The organism is Rhizobium sp. YIM 134829, from assembly GCF_046546455.1.
This window is the reverse complement of record NZ_JBKHKI010000008.1, coordinates 1-22910: the sequence shown is the minus strand read 5'-3', so window position 1 is coordinate 22910 and position 22910 is coordinate 1. Positions and strand designations below refer to the sequence as shown.

At 62.5% G+C, this 22910-nt stretch carries 22 protein-coding genes, 1 tRNA gene and 3 pseudogenes; 7 read left to right on the top strand and 19 right to left on the bottom strand.

Going from position 1 to position 22910, the window contains the following annotated elements:
* The first annotated feature begins 257 nt into the window (after window positions 1-257).
* From otnK to ACLE20_RS14470, 4 genes are all read left to right on the top strand, one after another.
* The gene (otnK, locus tag ACLE20_RS14485) at window positions 258-1541 is read left to right on the top strand and encodes a 3-oxo-tetronate kinase (protein WP_410941020.1); all 1284 of its coding nucleotides are present in this window, start codon (window positions 258-260) and stop codon (window positions 1539-1541) included.
* On the top strand, window positions 1534-2175 hold the full coding sequence (gene otnC / locus ACLE20_RS14480; protein ID WP_410941019.1) for a 3-oxo-tetronate 4-phosphate decarboxylase: 642 nt from the start codon (window positions 1534-1536) through the stop codon (window positions 2173-2175). The genes otnK and otnC overlap by 8 nt, the downstream gene beginning before the upstream one ends.
* A gap of 39 nt (window positions 2176-2214) precedes the next feature.
* Window positions 2215-3108 carry an NAD(P)-dependent oxidoreductase gene (locus tag ACLE20_RS14475; RefSeq protein WP_410941018.1) on the top strand — a complete coding sequence of 298 codons (894 nt, stop codon included), beginning with the start codon at window positions 2215-2217 and terminating at the stop codon, window positions 3106-3108.
* Window positions 3109-3305: 197 nt separating this feature from the next.
* Entirely contained in the window at window positions 3306-3965 is a 660-nt protein-coding gene (locus tag ACLE20_RS14470) for an aspartate/glutamate racemase family protein (RefSeq protein ID WP_410941017.1), read from the top strand.
* Window positions 3966-4220: 255 nt separating this feature from the next.
* Here the strand turns inward: ACLE20_RS14470 and ACLE20_RS14465 are convergent, their stop codons facing one another.
* From ACLE20_RS14465 to ACLE20_RS14405, 13 genes and pseudogenes are all read right to left on the bottom strand, one after another.
* The gene (locus ACLE20_RS14465) at window positions 4221-5243 is read right to left on the bottom strand and encodes an ABC transporter ATP-binding protein (protein ID WP_410941016.1); all 1023 of its coding nucleotides are present in this window, start codon (window positions 5241-5243) and stop codon (window positions 4221-4223) included.
* Window positions 5240-6262, bottom strand: coding sequence for an ABC transporter ATP-binding protein (locus ACLE20_RS14460; protein ID WP_410941015.1), 1023 nt, complete (start codon window positions 6260-6262; stop codon window positions 5240-5242). Before ACLE20_RS14460 ends, ACLE20_RS14465 begins: the two co-directional genes overlap by 4 nt.
* A 1-nt stretch (window position 6263) precedes the next feature.
* Window positions 6264-7235 carry an ABC transporter permease gene (locus tag ACLE20_RS14455; RefSeq protein WP_410941014.1) on the bottom strand — a complete coding sequence of 324 codons (972 nt, stop codon included), beginning with the start codon at window positions 7233-7235 and terminating at the stop codon, window positions 6264-6266.
* 9 nt (window positions 7236-7244) lie between these two features.
* Window positions 7245-8285, bottom strand: coding sequence for an ABC transporter permease (locus tag ACLE20_RS14450; protein WP_410941013.1), 1041 nt, complete (start codon window positions 8283-8285; stop codon window positions 7245-7247).
* Between the two features lie 184 nt (window positions 8286-8469).
* Window positions 8470-10188, bottom strand: a complete 1719-nt coding sequence (locus tag ACLE20_RS14445; RefSeq protein WP_410941012.1) for an ABC transporter substrate-binding protein — start codon at window positions 10186-10188, stop codon at window positions 8470-8472.
* A 57-nt stretch (window positions 10189-10245) separates the two neighbouring features.
* Complete coding sequence (locus tag ACLE20_RS14440; RefSeq protein ID WP_410941011.1) at window positions 10246-11139, bottom strand: proline iminopeptidase-family hydrolase; 894 nt, start codon at window positions 11137-11139, stop codon at window positions 10246-10248.
* 28 nt (window positions 11140-11167) lie between these two features.
* A complete protein-coding gene (locus ACLE20_RS14435; RefSeq protein WP_410941010.1) occupies window positions 11168-11758 on the bottom strand; it encodes an ANTAR domain-containing response regulator in 591 nt (196 codons plus the stop codon).
* The gene (locus ACLE20_RS14430; RefSeq protein WP_410941009.1) at window positions 11755-12939 is read right to left on the bottom strand and encodes a transporter substrate-binding protein; all 1185 of its coding nucleotides are present in this window, start codon (window positions 12937-12939) and stop codon (window positions 11755-11757) included. The genes ACLE20_RS14435 and ACLE20_RS14430 overlap by 4 nt, the downstream gene beginning before the upstream one ends.
* Window positions 12940-13385: 446 nt before the next feature.
* Window positions 13386-13511: pseudogene (locus tag ACLE20_RS14425) on the bottom strand (mandelate racemase/muconate lactonizing enzyme family protein); the annotation flags it as partial.
* 64 nt (window positions 13512-13575) lie between these two features.
* Window positions 13576-13641, bottom strand: a pseudogene (locus ACLE20_RS14420) (hypothetical protein); the annotation flags it as partial.
* Between the two features lie 436 nt (window positions 13642-14077).
* Window positions 14078-14731, bottom strand: coding sequence for a BON domain-containing protein (locus ACLE20_RS14415; protein WP_410941008.1), 654 nt, complete (start codon window positions 14729-14731; stop codon window positions 14078-14080).
* Window positions 14732-15013: 282 nt separating this feature from the next.
* A complete protein-coding gene (locus ACLE20_RS14410) occupies window positions 15014-15397 on the bottom strand; it encodes an Hsp20/alpha crystallin family protein (protein ID WP_410941007.1) in 384 nt (127 codons plus the stop codon).
* Between the two features lie 13 nt (window positions 15398-15410).
* On the bottom strand, window positions 15411-15851 hold the full coding sequence (locus tag ACLE20_RS14405; RefSeq protein ID WP_410941006.1) for an Hsp20/alpha crystallin family protein: 441 nt from the start codon (window positions 15849-15851) through the stop codon (window positions 15411-15413).
* Between the two features lie 192 nt (window positions 15852-16043).
* Between ACLE20_RS14405 and ACLE20_RS14400 the strand changes: the two genes are divergently transcribed.
* Complete coding sequence (locus ACLE20_RS14400) at window positions 16044-16961, top strand: DnaJ C-terminal domain-containing protein (protein ID WP_410941086.1); 918 nt, start codon at window positions 16044-16046, stop codon at window positions 16959-16961.
* A 3-nt stretch (window positions 16962-16964) separates the two neighbouring features.
* The gene (locus ACLE20_RS14395; protein ID WP_410941005.1) at window positions 16965-17237 is read left to right on the top strand and encodes a chaperone modulator CbpM; all 273 of its coding nucleotides are present in this window, start codon (window positions 16965-16967) and stop codon (window positions 17235-17237) included.
* A 127-nt stretch (window positions 17238-17364) separates the two neighbouring features.
* Here ACLE20_RS14395 and ACLE20_RS14390 read toward each other — a convergent pair whose 3' ends face one another.
* From ACLE20_RS14390 to ACLE20_RS14370, 5 genes are all read right to left on the bottom strand, one after another.
* The gene (locus tag ACLE20_RS14390) at window positions 17365-17952 is read right to left on the bottom strand and encodes a nucleotide exchange factor GrpE (protein WP_410941004.1); all 588 of its coding nucleotides are present in this window, start codon (window positions 17950-17952) and stop codon (window positions 17365-17367) included.
* Window positions 17945-19858: a molecular chaperone DnaK gene (gene dnaK, locus ACLE20_RS14385; protein WP_410941003.1), complete on the bottom strand. Its 1914-nt coding sequence runs from the start codon at window positions 19856-19858 to the stop codon at window positions 17945-17947. The genes ACLE20_RS14390 and dnaK overlap by 8 nt, the downstream gene beginning before the upstream one ends.
* Window positions 19859-19968: 110 nt before the next feature.
* The gene (locus tag ACLE20_RS14380; RefSeq protein ID WP_410941002.1) at window positions 19969-20121 is read right to left on the bottom strand and encodes a hypothetical protein; all 153 of its coding nucleotides are present in this window, start codon (window positions 20119-20121) and stop codon (window positions 19969-19971) included.
* A 21-nt stretch (window positions 20122-20142) separates the two neighbouring features.
* Complete coding sequence (locus ACLE20_RS14375) at window positions 20143-20436, bottom strand: hypothetical protein (RefSeq protein WP_410941001.1); 294 nt, start codon at window positions 20434-20436, stop codon at window positions 20143-20145.
* Window positions 20437-20624: 188 nt separating this feature from the next.
* Complete coding sequence (locus ACLE20_RS14370) at window positions 20625-21302, bottom strand: helix-turn-helix domain-containing protein (RefSeq protein WP_410941000.1); 678 nt, start codon at window positions 21300-21302, stop codon at window positions 20625-20627.
* Window positions 21303-21469: 167 nt separating this feature from the next.
* On the opposite strand from ACLE20_RS14370, the pseudogene ACLE20_RS14365 reads away from it, so the two are divergent.
* Window positions 21470-22606 (top strand): annotated as a pseudogene (locus tag ACLE20_RS14365) (IS3 family transposase).
* 194 nt (window positions 22607-22800) lie between these two features.
* On the opposite strand, the gene ACLE20_RS14360 reads toward ACLE20_RS14365, so the two are convergent.
* Window positions 22801-22877 (bottom strand) — tRNA-Met (locus ACLE20_RS14360).
* Window positions 22878-22910: the final 33 nt, after the last annotated feature.

Below are 22910 nucleotides of genomic sequence, written 5' to 3'. Positions count from 1 at the left end.
GATCATCCTCGCTGATGACAAACGGTCTTAACACCGTCGGGATTGGCGCGTGTCTTGTACTGACGAATTCAGAATGATAGCGTTGTCATTGTGTCCGTTATCTCACCGCCAAAAATCTTTGCAAGCCCTATTTCGGCGTGCAGGTCGATCGGGAGACGGGACGGAGGCAAAGGGAGAGCGCGATGCCGCCTGCCGCCAGCACGGAGACAGAGGCATCGCCGGGACCGCCTTGTAGCGGACGTGAATGAGGATTGAACGTGCTGATTGGCGCAGTTGCAGATGATATTACCGGTGCCACCGATCTTTGCCTCATGCTGTCGCGCGCGGGGTTGCGGACGGTGCAGCGTATCGGCGTCCCCCTGCCCGACACGGATTTCGGCGACGCCGATGCCGTTGTCGTCGCCTTGAAATCGCGGTCCATTCCAGCCCCCGATGCCGTGGCGATGTCCTGTAATGCCGCGAAGGCGCTGCTCGCAGCCGGCGCGGAGCAGCTGTTGTTCAAATATTGTTCGACCTTCGACAGCACCGACGAGGGCAATATCGGGCCGGTTGCCGAATCGCTGATGGCGCTGACCGGCACCGACTTCACGATCGCCTGCCCGTCCTTTCCCGCGGCCCGCAGAACGGTTTACAAGGGCCATCTGTTCGTCGGCGACCAGTTGTTGTCGGACAGCCCACTCAAGGATCATCCCTTGAACCCGATGACCGACGCCAATCTGGTGCGGGTCCTCGGCCGGCAAACCTCCCTGAAGGTCGGACTTGTCGACATCGGGACGGTCGCACAGGGCACGCAAGCCGTCCGCGACGCCTTTGCGGCGGAAAAGGCCGCCGGCCGGCCCATCGCCGTCGTCGACACGCTGAGAGATGACGATCTGCGGACCATCGGCGCTGCCTGCGCGGACATGCGGCTCGTGACCGGCGGCTCCGGCATCGCGCTGGGCCTGGCGGAGAACTTCGTCAGGGCTGGCAGGGTTTCGTCCCGACCGGCTGACGCGCGGATGCGCGCGCCGTCCGGACGTGCCGTCATCCTGGCCGGGTCGTGCTCCGTTGCCACGCGCGGCCAGATTGCCGCGGCGCGCGCAGCCGGCATGGCGACGATCGAACTCGACATCGAGGCGATCACAGAGGGCACGCAAACGGCCGCTGGGATTGCCGACTGGGCCCTGTCGCAGGATGCCGACGCGCCCATTCTCATCTCCTCGAGCGCAGACCCCGAGACGCTCGCGGACATCCAGAATGCCCTTGGCCGGCATCAGTCCGGCGCCCTGGTCGAAACGACGCTCGCCGACGTTGCACGGCGTCTGAGGGACAAGGGGTTCACCCGGTTCCTCATCGCGGGTGGGGAAACATCGGGCGCTGTTGTCGCAGCCCTCGATGTCGTGATGCTGGACATCGGACCGGAGATTGATCCCGGCGTCCCCTGGACACGCAGCATCGATGGACCGGATCTTGCGCTGGCGTTGAAGTCCGGCAACTTCGGGACGGAGGACTTCTTCCTGAAGGCCTGGACGCTGCTGCAGGGGGAAACTGACCATGTCTGAGATCAATCGTGTCCGCGACGACATCTGCCGCGTCGGCGCCTCGCTGTTCGACAGGGGCCTGACGGCCGGATCGAGCGGCAATATTTCTGTCCGGCTTTCGGACGGCGGCTGGCTGATGACACCCACGAACGCCTCGCTCGGCGCGCTGGATCCCGATCGCCTGTCGCTGTTCAACGCGTCCGGCCAGCTGGTGTCCGGTGACGCGCCGACCAAGGAAGCCTTCCTGCATTTTTCGATGTATGGGGAAAGAACGGATGCCGGCGCGGTCGTCCACCTGCATTCGAGCCATGCCACGGCCGTCAGCATCCTGCGCGATGTCGATCCGGAGGATGTCCTTCCTGCGCTCACGGCCTATTATGTGATGCGCATCGGCCGCCTGCCGTTGGTCCCTTATTTCGCGCCCGGGGACCCGGACCTTGCGAATGCTGTGAAGGCGCTCGCCAGCCGGCATCATGCCGTGCTTCTGGCCAATCACGGCCCCGTCGTTGCGGGAACATCGCTTGCCAATGCGCAATTTGCGACGGAGGAGCTGGAAGAAACTGCCAAGCTGTTCCTGATGCTGCAGAACCATGTCCTGCGCACGCTGACACCGGAACAGGTGGCCGATCTGCGACAGAAATTCAATCTGGCCTGATCGATTGACGGGCCACCCAAACCTACCGGGAGACGAGCTATGAGCACGACCAAAGAGTCCATCGGATTTGTCGGCACGGGACTGATGGGCCATGGCATGGCGAAGAACATTGTCGAGAAGGGGTATGCGCTCCAGGTCGTCGCCCATCGCAACCGCGTTCCCGTCGACGACCTCGTCACACGGGGCGCAACCGAAGCCACGTCACAGGAAGACCTTGCCCGCAACTCCACCATCATTTTCCTCTGCCTGACGGGTTCACCGGAAGTCGCGGCCGCCGTTGCGGCCATGAAACCCGGTCTGAAGGCCGGGACGGTCATCGTTGATTGCTCGACCGGCGAGCCCGCTGTTACGCAGAAACTGGCCGCCGATATGGCCGAGATTGGCGTGCATTTTGCCGATGCGCCGCTCAGCCGCACCCCTAAGGAGGCCTGGGCCGGCACGCTTGATTGCATGGTTGGCGCCGATGAAGCGACCTTCGAGCGCATCAGGCCGGTCATATCGACCTGGGCTGCGAAGATCGTCCATATCGGAGGCGTGGCCGATGGCCATCGGATGAAGCTTCTCAACAACTTCATCTCGCTCGGCTATGCCGCCCTCTATGCAGAAGCGCTTTCGCTGTCGAAAAAGGTCGGCATCTCCGTCGAAACGTTCGACCAGGTCATCCGCGGCGGCCGCATGGATTGCGGTTTCTACCAGACATTCATGGGATATGCGCTCGAAGCAAATCGCGACGCGCACAAATTCTCCATCAGCAATGCTTACAAGGACTTGCGCTATATCGAATCCATGGCGAACTCTGCCACGGTCACGACGACGATGGGCAGTGCCGTGAAAAATGCCTTCGCCGTCGCCATGGCGAATGGCGGCGAGAAGCCGGATGCCTATGTGCCCCATCTCGTCGACTTCATTGCCGCAGCCAATGGCGCGAAATAGGTCCCTCAGACCAAGGTTTGCATCAACCCGATTGCGCTGCCTGGTCTTCTGCCTTTGGGAGAAATTTTCCGCGGCGCTGAACTCAGTCTTGACGCAAGCCATGACCACGGCACGCCCGTGCGTGCGGGCGGCGCATCTGCCGGACGTGCACACTCTGATCGAATGATCGTTGCCAACAGAACCCAGAAGGAGTCATCATGCCGACGCTCGCCTTCATCCATACCGTTCCCAGTCTTGCCGATCGCTTCAGCGCCCTTGCGCAGAGCGCTCTCCCCGCGTGGACAAGCACCGCAATCGTCGACGAGACCTTGCTGGGGCAAACAATCAGCGCGGGTCGCCTATTGCCGGAGACCCAAGCGCGGTTGACGCAGCACGCGCTCAGCGCCGTTGCGGGCGGAGCCGACGCCATCGTCGTCACCTGCTCGACACTGGGGGGCGCCGTCGATGCGATACGGTCCGAGATCCCGGTGCCTGTGTTTCGCATCGACCGCGGAATGGCCGAGGCCGCCGTTCGCAGGGCGCAACGTATCGGCGTGCTGGCAACCTTGCCCACGACCATCGAACCAACGCTGAAGCTTCTGAACGATGCGGCAGCGGAGGCGGAAGCCGAGTGCCACTTCGTCGCGCGGCTCTGCGAGGGCGCGTTCGACAAGCTGCGGGCGGGCGACCGAAGCGGACATGACGCCGACGTCCGCAAGCATTTCGCCGTGCTCTCGCAGACCGTCGACCTGGTCGTGCTGGCACAGGCATCGATGGCTGAGGCCCTGTCGACAAACCCCGGCGACCCCACCGTTCCCACTCTCACCAGTCCGGAGCTCGGCATGGCCCATGTGGCGCAGAGCCTGCGCGCAGGCTGAGACCTGTCTCGACCACCATCCTTGTCGCAAGAGCATCGACGATGGAACACAAGACACTCCGGCCTTGTCGAAGCAGGAAGGCGTCGAGATCAACTGAAAGAAGCCATAGCACCCGCATCGCGATCGACTGCAACCTCGTCCGCGTGTCAAATCCGAAGAGCGAGCGGCGCTTGCAGACATGACCTTCGCCTGCAGGGTCCGCCGTGAAAGCGGCTTTGCAAGGCCGCTCAGGCAGACAGCTGCCGAGCTGAGGGGTTACTCTTGAAACAGCGGGTAGTGGCAGGCCACCAGCCGCTCTGGCGAAACCTGGGCCAGTTTCGGACGAACCGTTCGGCAGAGATCGGTCGCATAGGCGCAGCGGGTGTTGAACTTGCAGCCGACGGGAGGGTCGAGCGGGCTCGGGATTTCGCCGGAGAGCAGGATCCGGCTTCGCTTGCCGCGATTGTGCGGCTGCGGGATCGCCGAGAGCAAGGCCTCCGTATAGGGATGGCTGGGGTGCTGGTAGAGCGCATCCGTCTCGCCGATCTCGACGATCGAGCCCAGATACATGACCGCAACCCGGGTCGAGACCTGCCGCACGACGGCAAGGTCATGGGCGATGAAGACATAGGTGAGATCGAGCTTGTCCCGCAGATCGCTGAAGAGATTGACGATCTGCGCCTGAACCGAAACGTCGAGTGCCGAGACCGGCTCGTCGGCGACGATCAGCTTCGGCTCGACCGCGAGAGCCCGGGCGATGCCGATACGCTGGCGCTGTCCGCCGGAAAATTCATGCGGATAGCGGTCCAGATAGGCGCGGCGCAGCCCGACAAGGTCCATCAGTTCGCCGAGACGCGCCTCGACGCCCGTGCCTTGGCGGATCTTGTGCACGGTCAGCACCTCGGCCAGCATGTCGCGCACCCGGCGGCGCGGGTTCAGCGAGGCGGAGGGGTCCTGGAAAATCATCTGCACCTTGCGGCGAAAGGGCTTGAGGGCCCTCTGGTCGGCCTTGCCGATCTCCTGGCCCTCAAAGGTCAGTGACCCCGCGGTGACGTCGTAAAGCCGGGTGAGACAGCGGCCGAGCGTCGACTTGCCGCTGCCGGATTCGCCGACGAGGCCAAGCGTTTCGCCTTGCGCGATGTCGAGGCTGACCTCGTCCACCGCATGCAGGACCCGGCCCGAGCCGGGCGCGATCGTCTTGCCGACGATGAAGGTCTTGCTGAGCGCGTGGGCCGCCATCAGCGGCGGGGCCGCGAGGTTGGGCGAGCCATGTGTCGGGTCTTCGGCCATCAGGCTCATGCCGGCTCCTCCATCGCAAGCACGGAGTCGCGGCATGCGCTCCGCTCGGGGTCTTCCAGCACGCAAAGGGCGGACTGGCTGCCCTTGCGCCTTATCGGCGGACGCTCGAGGCAGGCGGGACGGGTAAACGCGCAGCGCGGCGCGAAACCGCAGCCCTCGCCAATGCTGTCCGGCGTCGGCGGCATGCCGGGAATGGAGCGAAGACGAGAGAGCCGCGGCCCGGTCAGCGGCGGGATCGAGCTCATCAGGCCCCAGCTATAGGGATGAAGCGGCGTAGCAAAGACGTCTTCCGTCTCGCCCCGCTCAACGATCCGCCCGGCATACATGACCGCCACGCGGTCCGCGACTTCGGAGACCACGCCCATATCATGGGTAATGAGGATGATCGCGGAGCCGAAAGCCTTGCGCAGCCTGAGGAGCAGGTCCAGCACCTGTGCCTGCACCGTGACGTCGAGCGCGGTGGTGGGCTCGTCGGCAACAAGCAGAGCCGGATTGCAGGACAGCGCCATGGCAATGACGGCGCGCTGGCGCATGCCACCGGAGAGCTGGTGCGGATAGCGGTCGACCGCCTCCCCCGGATTGGAAAGGCCGACCTCGCCCAGAAGCTCCACCGCACGTTTTCGCGCCGCGCGGGCCGAGATGCCCTCATGGGTGCGGATCTGCTCGGCGATCTGCCAGCCGATCGTATAGACCGGGGTGAGCGCCGTCATCGGGTCCTGCGAGATGAGGCCGATCTCCTTGCCGCGGATCTTGCGCAGGTCGCCAGCAGACATTTCGAGGAGCCGCCGGCCCCGGAAGGTGACATTGCCGTCGACTTGCGTCGTCTTGCGATCATGCAGGCCGAGAAGCGAGAGGAGCGTCACTGATTTGCCGGAACCGGATTCGCCGACGATCGACAGGATCTCCCCTTCCCGAAGGCTGAAGGAGACATCGCGCACGGCACGCACCCTGCCATGGTCGGTCGCAAACGAGACGGTCAACCCTTCGACATCGAGGAGGAGCGGCTTTCTCTCGTCCATCTCAATGACCTCTCACGCGCGGATCGATGACCACATAGACGACATCGACCAGGGCATTGGCGATGACGACGAAGAAGGAGGCGTACATGACCGTTCCCAGCACCATGGGCAGGTCGAGATTAAGGAGCGCCTGGTAAGTGAGCCGCCCGACACCGTTCAGCCCGAACACCACCTCCGTCAGCAGCGCCGAACCGCCGACCAGCACGCCGAAATCCAGTCCGAACATGGTCACGAAGGGGATGAGCGAGGTGCGGAGCGCGTGCCGCAGCATGACACGCGCCGGACTGAGGCCCTTGGCGCGGGCGGTGCGGATGAAATCCTCCTGGTAGGCCTCGACCAGATTGGCCCGGAGCACCCGGCCATAGATGCCGATATAGAGCGCGGCCAGCGTGAACCACGGGATGATCAGCGTCGTGAACCAGCCCCAGGGATCGCTGGTAAGCGGCTTGTAGCCGAGCGACGGCACCCAGGAGAAGAAGATGGTATCGTGGAAGCGGCTCTGGCTGATGAGGTTCATCACTTCGCCCAGCCAGTAGACCGGCATGGAGACCCCAATCAGCGCCACCGCCATCAGCCCCCGGTCGAGCAGGCTGTCCCTGGCAAGCGCCGCCACGACGCCGACGAGAATGCCGCCCAGCACCCACAGAACGGCGGCGCCGGCGACCAGCGACAGCGTGACCGGCGCGGCATCCGCCACGGCCGGCACGATGCGCAGGCCGCGATTGACAAAGGAGGTCAAATCCTGCGTCACGAACAGCCGTTTCATCATGATCACATATTGAACCGGCAGCGGCCTGTCGAAGCCGAATTCCTTGCGGATCGCCTCCACCGTTTCGGGCGAGGCATTGCGGCCGGCCAGCCTGGCCGCGGGGTCTGACCCCGGTGTGGCGAAGAAGATCAGGAAGACGAGCGCCGAGATGCCGATCATCACGAAGATCATCTGGGCCAGGCGCTGGATCAGGGCAAGGATCATGGCAGCACCTCAGACGAGCTTGGTGCGCGGATCGAGCGCATCGCGGATCGCGTCGCCGAGCACATTGAGGGAGAGGACGGTGAGCGCAATGGCGATCCCCGGAGCCAGCGCCACGGCCGGGCGGGTGTAGAGCAGGGTCTGCCCGTCTTGGATGATCGTTCCCCAGCTGGCATCCGGCGCCTGCACGCCGATCGACAGGAAGGAGAGCGAGGATTCCGTGATGATGTTGAGCGCCATCATCAGCGGCACGAAGACGATCAGCATGGTGGAGACATTGGGCAGGATATCCTTGACCAGGATCCGCCAGGCGGGAATGCCAAGGCCTGTGGCCGCCAGAACGAACTCGCTCTTCTTCAGGGCCAACACGCGCCCACGCACCGGCCGCGCCACATAGGGCACGTAGATGATGCCGATGATGAAGATCGGCAGGAGCAGGCTGTCGGCGCCGATCGTGACCGGCCCGATGGTGAGCCCATGCGAGATGAGCACGATCGAAAGCGAGATGGCCAGGAGATAGACCGGGAAGGCCCAGAGGATATCGAGGATGCGGGAGAGGATCTGATCGGTCAGCCCTCCGAAGAAGCCGGCGGAGATACCGATCACCGCAGCCAGCACGAGACAGATCACGGTGGAGGCGGTGGCGATCAGCAGCGAGTTGCGCCCGCCATAGAGGAGCCGCGCGGCGACATCCCTCCCCTGCGTGTCGGCTCCGAGAAAATACTGCGCACCCCAGGTGGGACCGATCGGCGTGACGCCGAGGCCGAGCCCTTCCGTCGAAGCCTGCATGACCTTGACGCGCTTGCCGTCGATCGTGATCCGCGCCGAAAGATTGGACCGGAAGGGATCGCTGCCGGCCACATGCGCTGCGTAGAGCGGCGCGGCGAGGCTTGCGAGCAGGATGAGGACGAGCACGACGGCCGCCAGAATGGTCGGTTTGTCGCGCTTGAGCAGAATCCAGGCCCTCCGCCAGGGACCGGCGCCCGGCCGATAGCTGCTCTCCGGTTCCGGGAGGCCGGTCTCTGCCACTGCACTGTCTGTCATCAGGCTCATCAGCACGTCTCGAAAAGGAGCGCGGGGTTAACGCAACCGGGGATGAATGCCGCCCCGGTCGGGCCGGGGCGAGAATCGTGGCAAGCGGCGGGGAAGGCTTCGCCCGAGCCTGCAACATCCCCCGCGGGGGAAAGGCGATGCGAGAGGCGACAAAGGGCCGCCTCTCCTTCGGGGAACCGCGCCGTCACTTCACCCAGGACTGGGAGACGATCCAGCGGTTCTGCTTGTTGAACAGGTAGTTGCCGAGCCGCGCGGAGGTGAAGTTGACGCTCTTCGGCGTAAAAAGCGGGGCCAGCGGCGCCTGTTCCATGAAGCCCTTGTCCACCTCCGCCCACAGCGCGTTCGCACCCTCCTGGTCGGTCAGGGCCAGCGTCATGGCCTGCTTCATCTTGGCGTCCAGATCCTTGTTGCAGTAACCGGCAATATTGATCGAGGCGTCGGAGCCCTTGTTGAACGAGGCGCAGGAGAGCAGCACGTTCAGGAAGTTCGATGCGGCCGGATAGTCCTGGTACCACTGGCTGACGCTGATCTGAACATTGTTGTTGGTGTTCTGGATGTAGGTGAACTGGATGTTGGGCGAGATCGCCTTCATCGAGGCGTCATAGCCGAGCTCGGTCAGCACGCTGGCGATATAGGTGCCAATGCCGCGGGCCACCGCATTGTCCTCGGCGATCACGGTCACCTTCTGGCCCTTGGTGCCGCTTTCCTCGATCAGGGCCTGTGCCTTCTCCATGTCCGGCTCGACCCAGGTCTCGCCCGGATCCTTGGTGTAGAGGCAGCTATCGACATGGCCGGGGAAATCGGGCGGCAGGATCTGGCAGACCGGCTGGGCCAGCACCTCACCGCCGAAGAGGCCGACGAGCGCATCGCGGTCCAGCGCATAGTTGACGGCCTGGCGGACCTTCACATTGTCGAAGGGCGCGAGGTTGGTGTTCATCGGCGCGTACCAGAAGGCCGCCAGCGGATCGATATGGACCTGCGAGGCATATTTGGAGCCGATCTCCGGCAGGCGATCGGCCGGCGGCGTGTCGAACAGCCAGTCGATCTGGCCATTGATGATCGCATTGATCGCCGCTTCCTCGGTTAGGCCGAACTTGTAGATCACCTCGTCCGCATAGCCGTCCGGCTGCGCATCGGCGCTCCACTCCTTGAAGTTCGGATTGCGCTTGATGACCATCTGGCTGTTCGGATCATAGCTCTCGATCATGTAGGCGCCGGTGCCAGGGATCGGGGTAGTGCCGGCATCGGCGGCCGCCGTCTCGGCCGGGACGATGGAGGCATGCGGCACGGCAAGCTTCGAGAAGATCTCGGCATCCGGCGCGGTCAGGTTGATCGTCACCGTTCCGGCTGCGTCATCGCCCACCACGCCGCCGTCGAGCGTGCAGGAGGCGCTGTCGGCAATGCATTTGTCGGCACCGACAATGCCGTTGTAGAAGCTGCCGGTCGTCGGGCCCTTAATCTTGAAGATGCGCTGGAAGGACGCGACGACATCCGAGGGCGTCACGTCCTTGCCGTTGGAGAACTTGATGCCCTTGCGGATCTTAAAGACATAGGTCTTGCCGTCATTGGTCGGCTCCGGCAGAGACTCCGCCAGCGCCGGGACGATCTTGAAGCCTTCCGTTCCCTCCGCCTGCTTGAACTTCACCAGCCCATCATAGGTCATCTGGAAGATCTGCCAGAACTGGGCCGTATAGTTGATCATCGGGTCGACGGAGCCCGCGGCGGAGACGGCAGCGAGCGTGATCGTGCCGCCACGATGCTCGGCCATCAGCGCCGCGCGATCCTGGGCTTGCGCCTGGACGGAAGTGCCGAACGCCGTTTGCGCGAGGAGCCCGGCAAGGAGAAGCGCGCCGGCGCGCCGGGCCGCCCTGGCGGACGGCAGAGACTGGATGCGGATGGTCATGATCGTCGTTTCCCTCTGTTCTGGTTGTGGCAGGCTGGAATGCGGTGATCGGCGGTCTTACGCCGCCTTTTCGTCAAGAAAGGCCGAGACCACGGCCATGCAGGCCGGACGTTCCTCCACATGCGGCATGTGGCTCGACTGTTCGAAGATGGTCCAGCGAACGTCCGGGATCTCGTCGGCAAAGGGCTGGACGCAGGCCTCGGTCGCCTCGTCGAAGCGACCGGAGATCAGCAGGGTCGGCACGGTGATGGCGGAAAGCCGGCCGACGATCGACCAGTCCTTCATCGTGCCGATGACATGGAACTCGTTGGGGCCGTTCATCGTGTGGTAGACGGTGGGGTCGGCGGCGATGGCGTCGAAAGTGCGCTGCACCTCCGGCGGCATGGGCACGACGCGGCAGACATGGCGCTGGTTGAAGACGTCGGTCGCGGTCATGTAGTCGGCGCTGTCGGTGGTGCCGGCCTGTTCGTGCGCGAGCAGGGTCGCCTGAACCTCGGTCGGCAGTTCCTCGCGCAGCCGGTTCGCCTCGGCGACCCAGGTATGCATGGAGGCCGGCGAGTTGGCGATCACCAGCGCCTTGAGCCCCTCCGGCTGGTCGACGGCGAATTCCGCGCCCAGCATCCCGCCCCAGGACTGGCCGAGCAGGCAATAGCCACCACGTAGGCCGAGATGGTCGATGAGGTTGTGCAGCTCAGCCTTGAAGAAATCGACGGTCCAGAAGTCTCCGCCCTTTTCCGGCAGGTGGGTCGATTTTCCATTGCCGACCTGGTCGTAATGGATGACGGCACGGCCGGTCTCCGCGATATCCTTGAAGCTGTCGACATAATCATGCGTGCAGCCGGGCCCGCCATGGGCGACGATCAACGGCGGCTTGCCGGAGGCGAGATCGCCGGTCACCCGGTACCAGGTCTTGTAGTCTCCATAGGGGGCGAAGCCTTCGCTGATGGTCATCCTTGCGTTCCTCTCTTCTCGTTTCTCGTCAGCCACCGCTCAAGGTGCGCTTGTCGTTCCGGCAGATCGCCTCCGCCGCATCCTCGATGGTCATGCCCCAGTCCATGGCGAGGCTGCGCAGCTGCTTCCAGGCCTCGGTCTCGCCGAGCCGGCGCGTAGTCATGAGATGGAGGATGGCGTGAACGACGATCGGCCGCTGGCGCAGCCGCTCCTCGAGCGCCCGCACCTCGTCCGCCTGGCTGCAGACCTGCTGATAGGCACGGTGCGCGATCAGAAGCGCGCTATAGGCGCCGGTCGAGCCGATCGGCTTCAAAAGGTGAGCGTTCGAGCCCTGGGTCATGGCCCATTCGATCCGGCCCGGGGTCTCCGAGCCGATCAGCGCGATCATCGGCATGGGCGCGAAACCGGGCGGCCAGGGAAACTGGCCGTCGTGCCCCATGTCGGCATCGAAGAAGAGAACATCGGCCGGCAGATCCGCCTCGTCGACCTGCGGCCAGAGCACGGTGACGCGAATCTGGAGAAGCTCCAGCTGGCGGGTCAAAGCATCGGCCGAGGGATGCGGCCGATGGAGAAGGAGCGCGCGCCAGCCGGCAAGGAGGGGGCGTGAAGGCCTACTCATTTGATCACCTTCAGGCCGCTGGGCGATGAGACGGACCTGGCGGTCTGGTCGCCGGCGAGTGGCGCCAGCCGCGCCGTGGCCGCCGCCTGGACCAGATAGGGATCGGCAGGAATCGGCTCCGGCGCGCTCTTGAACAGAAGGAACTCGCCGTCCTCGTTCGACATCGCCATATGGGGTCGCAGGCTCGCATGCTGGGTGCGCGGGTCGAGGCGCAGAGGACCCATCTGGGTCTCGAAGATCCGGCCGGTCACGACCCGGCGCACGGCTTCCGGCTCGTCAGTGCCGGCATCTGCGATGGCACGGGCGAGGATCGAAACGGCATTGTAAGCCGAGGAAAAGGGCGTGGTGATGTGCCGGTCGCGCCCATGGCGGGTGACCATCCGGGACCTGAAGGCGCGGTTTTCCGGCGTATCGAGCTGGTCGAAATAGATGGAGGTGGTGATATGGCCGGCCCTAGCGGCTGGGCTCAGCCCTTCGAGATCGGTTTCCGACAGGTTGCAGGCGACGATCGGCGGCGCCAGAGGCATGGCCTCCCGCAGCCGCTGATAGGCTTCGAGGAAGGCGGTGGCCGATTGTCCGACCAGATTGCTCAGGATGAAATCCGGCGCCTTCTGCGCGATCTCGGCAATCAGATGATCCACTTCGCCAGAGCCGAGGGGCATGAAACGGTCACTCACCACGGTCCCGCCGGCTGCTTCCGTCAGTTCGCGGGCGATCCGGCTGATCTCCCATCCCCAAATATAGTTCGACCCGATGATGAACGGCCGCGCGCCATGCAGGGGCAAGACATGCTCGAACAGCGGCAGTAGATGCTGATTGGGGCAGGCTCCGAGATAGAGCACGCTCTCGCTCGCCTCATATCCTTCATAAGGGAAGGCATACCAAAGAAGTGCGCCATGCCGCTCCACGATCGGCAGGACATCCTTGCGGCTCCAAGAGGTGATCGTGCCAACCACATGCCGACACCCCTGTTCCCGGATCGCAGCCTCCGACATCATCGCATAGAGGTCCGCCCGGCCGGCGGGATCGTCGATCTTCGCCTGGAGGCGGAAGGGCGCGGCCATATCCGCATTCACCTCTGCAATCGCCGCCAGGGCCCCGTTCACCGCCTCCCGACCAAGCGCAGCATAGGGGCCGGTGGTCGAATAGAGGATCGAAATGGGGATGGTCTCGCGGATCATCGGCGAACGAGCTCCCACGAAGCCCAGCCGGGCAGATGCCCCCTAAGATCTGATAGGCCTTCCCCGAACAGAGGGTCCATCGATGCTCCGATGCCGATGATTGAGAGCGCCGAAAAACAAAAGGCCCCGAGCCGCGTGAAGCGGTCATCGGGGCCCAGTTGCCGTCGGCGTCAAACGCCATGTCTCAGATCACGCTAGAACGAGGACGAATTATAGTCAATCCTTTGTCGTGCCCAATTATTCGCCAGAAGCAGCGACTTATCGAACTGGTAACGTGTCCTTCCGAGTGGAATCGAAAAGCGGAGTTGCGGCGGGGGGTGAAACGTATCGTGTGTTCTCCGCTTGCCGCCAGCGTATTCTCCCCTCGAGATCACGACCGGCGATCGAGCCTGCGATGACTTTTGGCGACAGACGCCTCGCCACTGCCACCAAACACCGTCTGCGAGCTACCAATTGGTGACCGACCCATCCCGACGCTTGAGGTGGGGTGCCTCCCAGAACTCGAAGCTTTGCTTGGCGAGAAGCGCCTCGTTGACCTCGATGCCGAGGCCCGGCGCGTCGGACACGGGGTAGAAGGCGCAACATCAGAAAGATCAAGCCGAGTTCTGCGAGGAAATGCGTATCTTGCCCCGATCCGATGAGGTTGAGACCATGAGGCCCGAGCGCGAGGCCGACCAGCAGGTAACCTGTGGCGGCGGGCATCCGGAACGCACTGAAAAAACCGACCGCGAGCGCCGATGCGGCCAGCAGGATCAATGTTTGGGCCAGCAAATCATGCATTTGCTACCTCGGCGCTCTGCGACCGACGCGGTGCGGCGAAGGGATTTCAGGTACGGATTGCTGCCGGCTACGTTGATGGATGTCCGAGGCTTCGCCGTGAGGATCGTCCTTCCGGGAATCGGCGATGTCATCGGGCTCTTGTGGTGCGGCTTTGTAGGGACGCCCAACATGCATGGGAATCCACGAGGGGGGATCACTTGCGGGAAAGGACTCCATGCTGGCCAGTTCAATCTGGTCTGGATCCGTCGTCGCCGGCGGATGAGGTTCGGGGTCCGGTGTACCGCTCACGCCACAGCTCCTTTGGCAGAAGATACCAGCCGGGCCATTAGAAGCCCGGCTGGTATCAAGGTTGGATTGGTTACGGAGAGATGGTGATGCGGTTGTCAACCTTGGTGACGCCCGGCGCTCGCCAGGCCGCACGCTCCGCCTCCTGCCGTTCCGCCCAACTGCGCACAGAGCCCGTTAGGGTCACTTCGCCGCCGCTGGCCGTCACCGTCACGCGGTTCGCGTCGACCTCGACCATTCGCTTCAGCGCGGCTTCGATCTGGGACTTGACTTCCGTTGGGGTGACGCGCGGCTTCAGCGTCACAAGGTTCGAGATACCCTTGACGCCCTTGACCTTTCGCACGGCCGCCTCGGCGCGGTTGCGTTGATATTCCCACTCCGCAGTGCCTTCGAGGGTTACCCAGCCGTTCTTGACGACGACCTTGAAATGTTCGTGGGAGTAGGGAAGCTCGTACTTGAGGGCCTCGACTACGGAGCGTGCGACCTCGGGATCGGGTTTCTCGTGGACCGACGGCAGCCGAACCTCGATGTCGTTGGCGACACCGAGAACGCCCTTGACCCGCTTCGTCGCTCTCTCGGCCTCATATTTCTGGGTGAAGCTGCGCACAAAACCGCTCAGCGTGACGACCCCGTTTTTCACCGCCACACCGATGTCAGTTGCGTCGATGTCCGGATCCCATTTGAGTTCGGTTTCCACATCCCGTTTGATGTCGGCATCTGTTGTCATCTCGCGATCCTCCGCGTTTGGTGATTAAACTGCGAAGCCTTGCCTGCGCAGTCTCTCGAAGCTAGCCCACAAGCGCGACCTCCGACTTGACAGCCATCAGTTTTGCCGGGGCGAGTTCACGGGCGTTAACCGCAGCAGAAACAAAAAAGTCCGCAACCGGGAGACGGTTGCGGACAATTGGCGGGCTGTGAGGGGAGGACTGGCTCAGCCCGCCGGGCAGGAATGCGCTTTGTATCGGCCGCCCACCGTATGGTCTCAGCAATTCCGATGACGCAGCTTTCCTCATCCTGCCTTGACGCTGATCCTGGCCGCGGGCGACGGCGCGGCTTTCGGCAATGTGAGTTGAAGCACACCATCCTTGAGCACTGCTTCGATCTTCGCCGTGTCGATTGGCTCCGAGACTGTAAACCGACGTTCGTAGGTCCCATCGCGATACTCGGCGTGAACCAGCGCATATCCTTCCGGCGCACTGGAAACCGATCGCGCTGAAATGCGCAGGACGCGGTTATCCAGGGTGACATCGAGGCTCTCGGGATCAGCGCCCGGCATATCAAGCAGCATCCAGACGCTGGCCGTGTTTTCGATGATATCGGTCGGAGGGTTGAAGACGGGCTCTACCCGCGTTGCTTCAGCGGGTACTGTCCCATTGGCTTCGTGGTCGGTCATGGCGGCGTTCTCCTCAGGAGCGGCTGACGGTGATTTTGTGCGGCCTGTCGGCGTCCGGGCGCGGCAGGTCGAGCCGGAGGACGCCGTGCCTGAACTTTGCCGTCGTACGGTCGCCGTCGACGCGGAATGGCAAGATGAGGTTTCGCGCAAAGGCGCCGGTGGGGCGCTCCCGGCGGTGAACGACGGCATCTTCCGCCAACGGTTCGGCGGCTCTTCTGCCCCGCAGAGTAACGGTGTTCTGGTGGACGGCGATATCGAGATCCTCTGGCAAGACGCCAGGTATCTCGGCCGTGATCACCGCTCCATCAGGCCCGGCCCAAATGTTCATCAGGGGGAATTCCGGCGCCGCTGACAATCGGAGATTGTCAAGCAGACGGCTCATGTCGCTTTGCGCGGAGCGCATCTGACGCAGTGGGTCGAACCCTCTTCCCGTGTTTTCGATGTTTTGCAGCATGCCGGTCTCCCTTGTTGCGCCGGATAAAGCGTCGATCGCCGCACAGGGTGCATCCGCCCCGCATAGGCGGCATTGATGACCGTCAGTTTAGAGCCCTTAAAATTCGTGTAGTTGCTATTGGCGTCCTGGCGTCAGTCACCAGCGGCTTTCCCCCCCGCCGTGGGAACGTTTACGAAAGACAGGTCTGCGAAAATGGCTACGAGCAGCCGAGACCCCTATGAAATCCTTGGCGTCAAGCGCGACGCCTCGCAGACCGCTATCCAGACGGCCTATCGCCGCAAGGCAAAGAAGCTTCATCCCGATCTCAACCCTGGAAACAAGCAGGCCGAACAGGACTTCAAAGATCTCTCTTCAGCTTACGAGATTCTGGGCGATGAGGAGAAACGCAGCCGTTTCGATAATGGCGAGATTGATGCGACGGGCGCGGAAAAGCCCGGACGTCGGTACTATCGCGACTTCGCTGACGCCGGCACAGGCGGTGGCGCCTACGAGAACGGCGCAGGCTTTGCGGATTCAAGCGGCGCCGACATCTTTAACGAATTCTTCTCCCGCCACGAGCGTCGGGGTTTCCGCATGCGCGGCGCCGACGTCCGATACGCGATGGAGATCGACTTTCTCGATGCGGTTAACGGCGGCACGCATCAGGTGACACTATCCGACGGCCAGACGCTGGAGGTCCGAATACCGCCGGGCGCGCGAGATGGACAGACACTCAGGCTGCGCGGCAAGGGCAGCGCCGGCGATGAAGGAGCGGAGACCGGTGACGCGTTGATCGAGCTCCACGTAAGGCCACATTCCTTCTACCGGCGCGACGGCGACGATATCCGTCTCGATCTCCCGATCACGCTTGGCGAGGCGGTTCTCGGCGGTAAAGTCAGGATGCCGACGCCTGCCGGCCCGGTCGTGGCGACCGTGCCGGAAAATTCGTCGAGCGGCAGGACGCTGCGTGTAAAGGGAAAAGGCGTAGTTCGGCGAAACGGGACCCGGGGCGACGTCTATGCAACGCTGAAGATCGTGCTTCCGGAAAGTCCGGACGCCGAACTGAAGACGTTCGTGTCCAGCTGGTCGATCGGCAATGCGTATAATCCTCGGCAGGCGATGGGAGTATAGATCATGGACAATGAGGAGTTTGCGCGCGATCTTCGAATCGACATGGCAAGGCTCTGGGTCTTCATCGATCGTGGCTGGATATCGCCGCTCATCCTGGACGGAAGGCCAGTTTTTCAGGATATCGACCTAGCTCGGGCTAAGCTGATAGCCGATCTTTCACATGAGATGGGCGTCAACGACGAGGGCGTCGATGTGGTGCTGGATCTTCTCGACCAGCTTTACAGCCTGCGCTGCGCCTTCGGCAATATGCTCGAGACGCTGGAGGTCCAGCCCTGAACATCCGGCACCCCGTCGCGACGCACACATAAACGGAAGAGGCTCGTCCAACGGGATCGAGCGCGCCGCGGTGAACCGATACCCGAAATTCAAAACCAGACCGCCTCAACTAAGGCTGCGCACCAACTCAAGGGATGGCGGTCCCGTCGCCTTGCCGTCCATTGACCGCGACACCGACCATCGCCGGTCGAAGTACCCGACCGTGAAGCGTGTAGCCCGGCTGTAGCACCTCAACAACCGTGCCTTCTGCGGCTGTCGCATCGGGGTGCTGGCGGATGGCGTGATGAATGTGCGGGTTGAAAACCGTGCCGAGCGGGTCGATCCGTTGCAATCCATGGCGCGAAAGCGTCGCCAGCAGGTTGGCTTCGGTGGCCTCGACGCCCTTCAGGATCGGATTGACCGCATCGCGGTCGGAAGCCTCCCGCGGCACGCTCTCGATCGCGCGCCGTAGATTGTCGAGCGTGTCCAGCAGGTCTCCCGTCAATTGCGAGGCGGCAAACTTCACCGCCTCCTCGCGCTGGCGCTGCATTTGCTGACGGATGTTCTGCTGCTCGGCCAGGGCCCGCAGCAACTTGTCCTTCGTATCGGCGAGTTCGGCCTGGAGCATCGCTGATGAACCGTGGTCAACCTTGGCTTCGGAAATCGGGGTCTCTGAATCGGGTCCAGATTCCGCCGGTTCCGGCCGGGACGTTTGTGGATGATCCGTATCAGCCATGGCGCTGACCGTTCGCGTCAACTTCTTCGAAATCGGCGTCGACGACATCCTCGCCCGACGCGGTGTCCGATGGCTCGGCGGAGCCGGCCGTCGGGGCGCCGGAAGCTTCATAAACCTTTGCGCCGAAGTTCACCGATGCGATGTTCAGGGCTTTGGTTTTGGCCTCAATATTGTCCACGGACTCTCCGGCCATCGCCGATTTCAGCTCGTCGATCGCTTTTTCAACAGAAGTTCCATCGGCGGATGGAGCCTTCTCCTTTGCTTCGTCCAGCGCCTTTTGACTGGTCCCGATCTGCGCGTCCGCCTGGTTGCGCGCTTCGACCAGAGCACGCCTCTTTTTGTCGGCCTCCGCATTCGCCTCGGCCTCTTTCACCATCCGGTCGATATCGTCCTGAGACAGCCCGCCGGAGGCCTGGATCTTCATCTGCTGCTCCTTGCCGGTGGTCTTGTCCTTTGCCGTGACGTTCACGATGCCGTTGGCGTCGATGTCGAAGGTGACTTCGATCTGCGGCACGCCGCGCGGCGCGGGCGGAATTCCGACGAGATCGAATTGGCCCAGCAGCTTGTTGTCGGCCGCCATCTCGCGCTCGCCCTGGAAGACACGGATCGTAACGGCGTTCTGGTTGTCCTCCGCCGTCGAAAAGACCTGGCTCTTTTTCGCCGGAATAGTGGTGTTGCGTTCGATCAGCCGTGTAAAGACGCCACCCAGCGTTTCGATGCCGAGCGACAGCGGCGTGACGTCGAGCAACAGCACGTCCTTGACTTCGCCCTGCAGCACACCGGCCTGGATGGCCGCGCCGATTGCCACCACCTCGTCGGGATTGACGCTCTTGTTCGGCTCCTTGCCGAAGATTCGCGAAACGATCTCCTGTACCTTGGGCATTCGGGTCATGCCACCGACAAGCACTGCTTCGCCGATATTCTCCGGCTTTATCTTGGCATCCTTCATCGCCGCCTTGCACGGGTTTTCCGTGCGCCGGATGAGATCATCGACCAGATCCTCCAGTTTCGCCCGCCGGAGCTTGATTTCGAGGTGCTTGGGGCCGTTCTGGTCGGCGGTGATGAAGGGCAGGCTGACCGACGTTTCCAGGGCGGAAGACAACTCTATCTTCGCCTTTTCCGCTGCTTCGCGCAGTCGCTGGAGGGCCAGCCGGTCCTTGCGCAGGTCGATTCCCTGATCCTTTTGAAACTCGTCCGCCAGCCAGTCGACGATCCGCTTGTCGAAATCCTCGCCGCCGAGGAAGGTGTCGCCATTGGTGGCCTTCACCTCGAACACACCGTCGCCGATATCGAGCAGCGAAATGTCGAATGTGCCGCCGCCGAGATCATAGACGGCGATCTGCCCGCCTTCCTTCTTATCCAAACCGTAGGCGAAAGCCGCTGCGGTCGGCTCGTTGATGATGCGCAGGACATCGAGCCCCGCTATCTTTCCCGCGTCCTTTGTCGCCTGCCGCTGGCTGTCGTTGAAATAGGCGGGCACGGTTATGACAGCCTGGCTCACCTTCGCGCCCAGATAGGCTTCCGCCGTCTCCTTCATTTTCACCAGGATGTGGGAACTGATCTGGCTGGGGCTGTGTTTCTTTCCCGCAACCTCGATCCAGGCATCTCCGTTGTCGCCCTTGACGATCTTGTAGGGGACGAGCTTCCTGTCCTTTTCCACCATCGGATCATCGTAGCGGCGCCCGATCAGGCGCTTGATGGCAAAGATGGTGCTCTCGGGGTTGGTTACGGCCTGACGCTTTGCCGGCTGGCCGACAAGAATTTCCCCGTCCTTGGTGAACGCGACCACGGACGGGGTGGTACGACCGCCCTCGGCGTTCTCGATGATTTTGGCCTGCCCCCCTTCCATCACTGCGACGCAGGAATTTGTCGTGCCCAGATCGATACCGATCACCTTGCCTGCCATAGCCGTATCTCCCACGATTGAGCACAAGCGTTACTGCCGCGCCAAGTGCAAAGTCTTGCCCAATGAGCGGGCGCCGGCCCTGACGGTCATCAGTTTCAAACCAAGTGGCATCAGTGGCAGGCCGGCAGCTCTTTGCTGAGCCATGGGTCTGGATTGAATTTTGAGAGCGGGACATCGTCCAGCCGCTTTTCGATCTCGATTTCGTGCACGCGGATGGCTTCACCGCCCGATTTAGCCAGGACTTCTTGTGCTCGCTCCTCCATTTCGCGATTTTGAACGCGCACTTAAACCACAATGCCTTCCGCCATAAGCTGAAGCTCCAGCTCTTCCGCCTGCTTCTTTCCGAGAGGGTGGATGGCCGCCGCTCCGATGCCGGCGCCGGCGGTCCCAGCGGCCACGGCTGTGGCGGCAATCAGCGCCAAACTTCCGCCCGAGGCAACGACCGTCATGGCCGCCGTGGCGGCGCCCAAGTAGAATAGCATGCCGGCAATGCTGGCCGTGGCGGTGGTGATATCGTCGCGCGTGATGTATGCGCTACGCGGCGTACCGGGGACGTCGGCGATTTCTTCGGACGGCACGTAAGCACACGCCCAGGCGCCGGCGGACCGTTTCGATATCGCCCATGATGTCGATGTCAGCGCGATCAAATCCTGCGTGAAGGAGTGCCTGCACCGCGTCTTCGAGGATCTCCTCCCGATGGAACACAGCGGCCATTTCACGGGTGACACGTCTCTCTACGTCGTCCTCCTCGGCCATCTCGAAAACCTCATCTTCGATTGAGTCTTATGCGACGTGGACCCTGCAGCGAGATAACGCCGCGTTCCTGCAGGTCCGTGAAAGCCCTGCAAACTGTCTCGGCGGATATCCCCAGCAGGTCGGCGATATCGTATCGCGAGATGGGTAATGCGAGACCGTTCCCCGTCCCCACTGAAAGCCGTCGGTGCAAGTAAAACAGAAATTCCAGGACCTTTTCCTGTGCCGTCATCGTGGTGGTCACCAGAAGTTGCTCCTGCAACCGTTCCAGCGCTTCGATGATCTGGCTTCTGATTTCGAGTGCCGTCTCCACGTCCTCCTCGGCGAGAACCTCTACACGGTGGCGCGGGTAGCAGGCGACAAGTGTCCCGTCAGTGACGGCCTGGACAGCAAATCTATGGTGGAAACGGGCCGTAAACCCGAAGAGATCTCCCGGCAGGTAGATGTCGATTAGCTGCCGGCGCCCGTCGGTACGCATCAGATATTTGCAGGCTGCCCCCGAAACGACACGGTACCAGGTGTCGGTGCGCTCTTCTTGGACGTAAATGTCCTGCTCGCGGCGGAAGCGTCGAAGGTGGCCCAGGGCCCTGAGCCTTGCCGGCTCCGTCGTCAGCACTTCTGGTAGACGGTGCCGGGTAATGGGAGTTCCAAGAGCGTCAACCATTTGGATGTCTTCCTCGACGATGCCCAAGGCTTGGTATCCGCTATGCTCGTTCGAAAGGGAATTAGGGACCTGTCCGTATCGTAAAATCCCCTAATCTAACGACATGATCTGACCTGAGACCCTGAACGTCTGACCTGAGCCCCTGATCTTCCTCCAGATTTTGGTAGAGTCCGTGACATCAAGGAGACGGACGGATGAAGCGTTCACGGTTCACGGAAGAGCAGATCATCGGGATATTGAGGGAGCAGGAGGCGGGCGCGAAGACGGTTGATATCTGCCGCAAGCACGGCATCTCGGATGCAACCTTCTACAAATAAAAGGCAAAGTATGGCGGCATGGACGTGTCGGATGCCCGCAAGCTGAAGGCGCTTGAGAACGAGAACGCCAAGCTGAAGAAGCTGCTCGCCGAAGCCATGCTGGACAATGCAATCCTGAAGGATGTCGCTGCAAAAAAATGGTGACGCCCGATGTGAAGCGGGATGCGGTGGCTCATGTCTGTGCACAGCATGGAGTGAGCCAGCGTCGGGCGTGCGAGGTCCTATCGTTTGATCGGTCGAGCGTGCGATATCGCGCTGTGCGGCCTGATGATGCGTCCATCCGCGAGGCGATGAAGAAGGTCGCGTCCGAGCGCCGCCGCTTCGGTTATCCCTTGGCCGACGGGTGATTGCTTGCAATCACCGAAAGGCGCCGTATCCACTCATGCTCGACCGGCAGGAGATTGTCATGAACCTGAAGGCTTCGGCGTCTCTACCGGGAGGAGAAGCTGACGGTGCGCAAGCGTGCAGGCCGAAAGCGGGCCTTGGGCACGAGACGTCCTCTGGCTCTGCCGTCGCGTCCGGGGGAGCGCTGGAGCCTGAACTTCGTCAGCGATGCCTTCACCGACGGTCGCCGCTTCCGGGTTCTGGCCGTCGTCGATGACTTCACCGGCGAATGCCTGTGCTTGGTCGCCGATACATCCCTTTCCGGCGCAAGGCTTGCCCGCGAACTGGATAGTCTCATCGCCAGACGCGGAAAACCGAGGACGATTGTCTCGGACAACGGCACGGAGATGACAAGCATGGCTATCCTCAAAGGGTGCCAGGAGACCAAGGTCGAATGGCATTACATCGCCCCCGGGCAAACCGATGCAAAACGGCTTCGTCGAAAGCTTCAATGGCAGCTTCCGTGACGAATGCCTGAACGAGACGCTGTTCTCGTCGCTTACCCAGGCCCGCGCCGCCATCACTGCATGGAAGGAGGATTACAACAGGAACAGACCGCATTCGTCGCTGGGCAATATCACCCCCAGCGAGTTCGCAATGAAAATGGCTATGGAAAAACAGGCCGCATGAGGCCAGATTAAAAACCCAAGACTCTCCCGAAAATTGGAGGGAAGTCGGGTCTCAGGTCACTGCTCACAACGACCTCATGAGCCGGATTGCGTCTGGCGAGCTCGACACGGAGCAGAAACAAAAAAAGCCCCTCAGCGATTATGCTGAGGAGCTTTTGAAGAAGTATCCCGAGTGGGAGAACTTACAAGTTTCGTTGGTTGCGGGGGCAGGATTTGAACCTGCGGCCTTCAGGTTATGAGCCTGACGAGCTACCGGGCTGCTCCACCCCGCGGAATGTTTGGTAAGGGCGTTGTGTTGAGAGAAG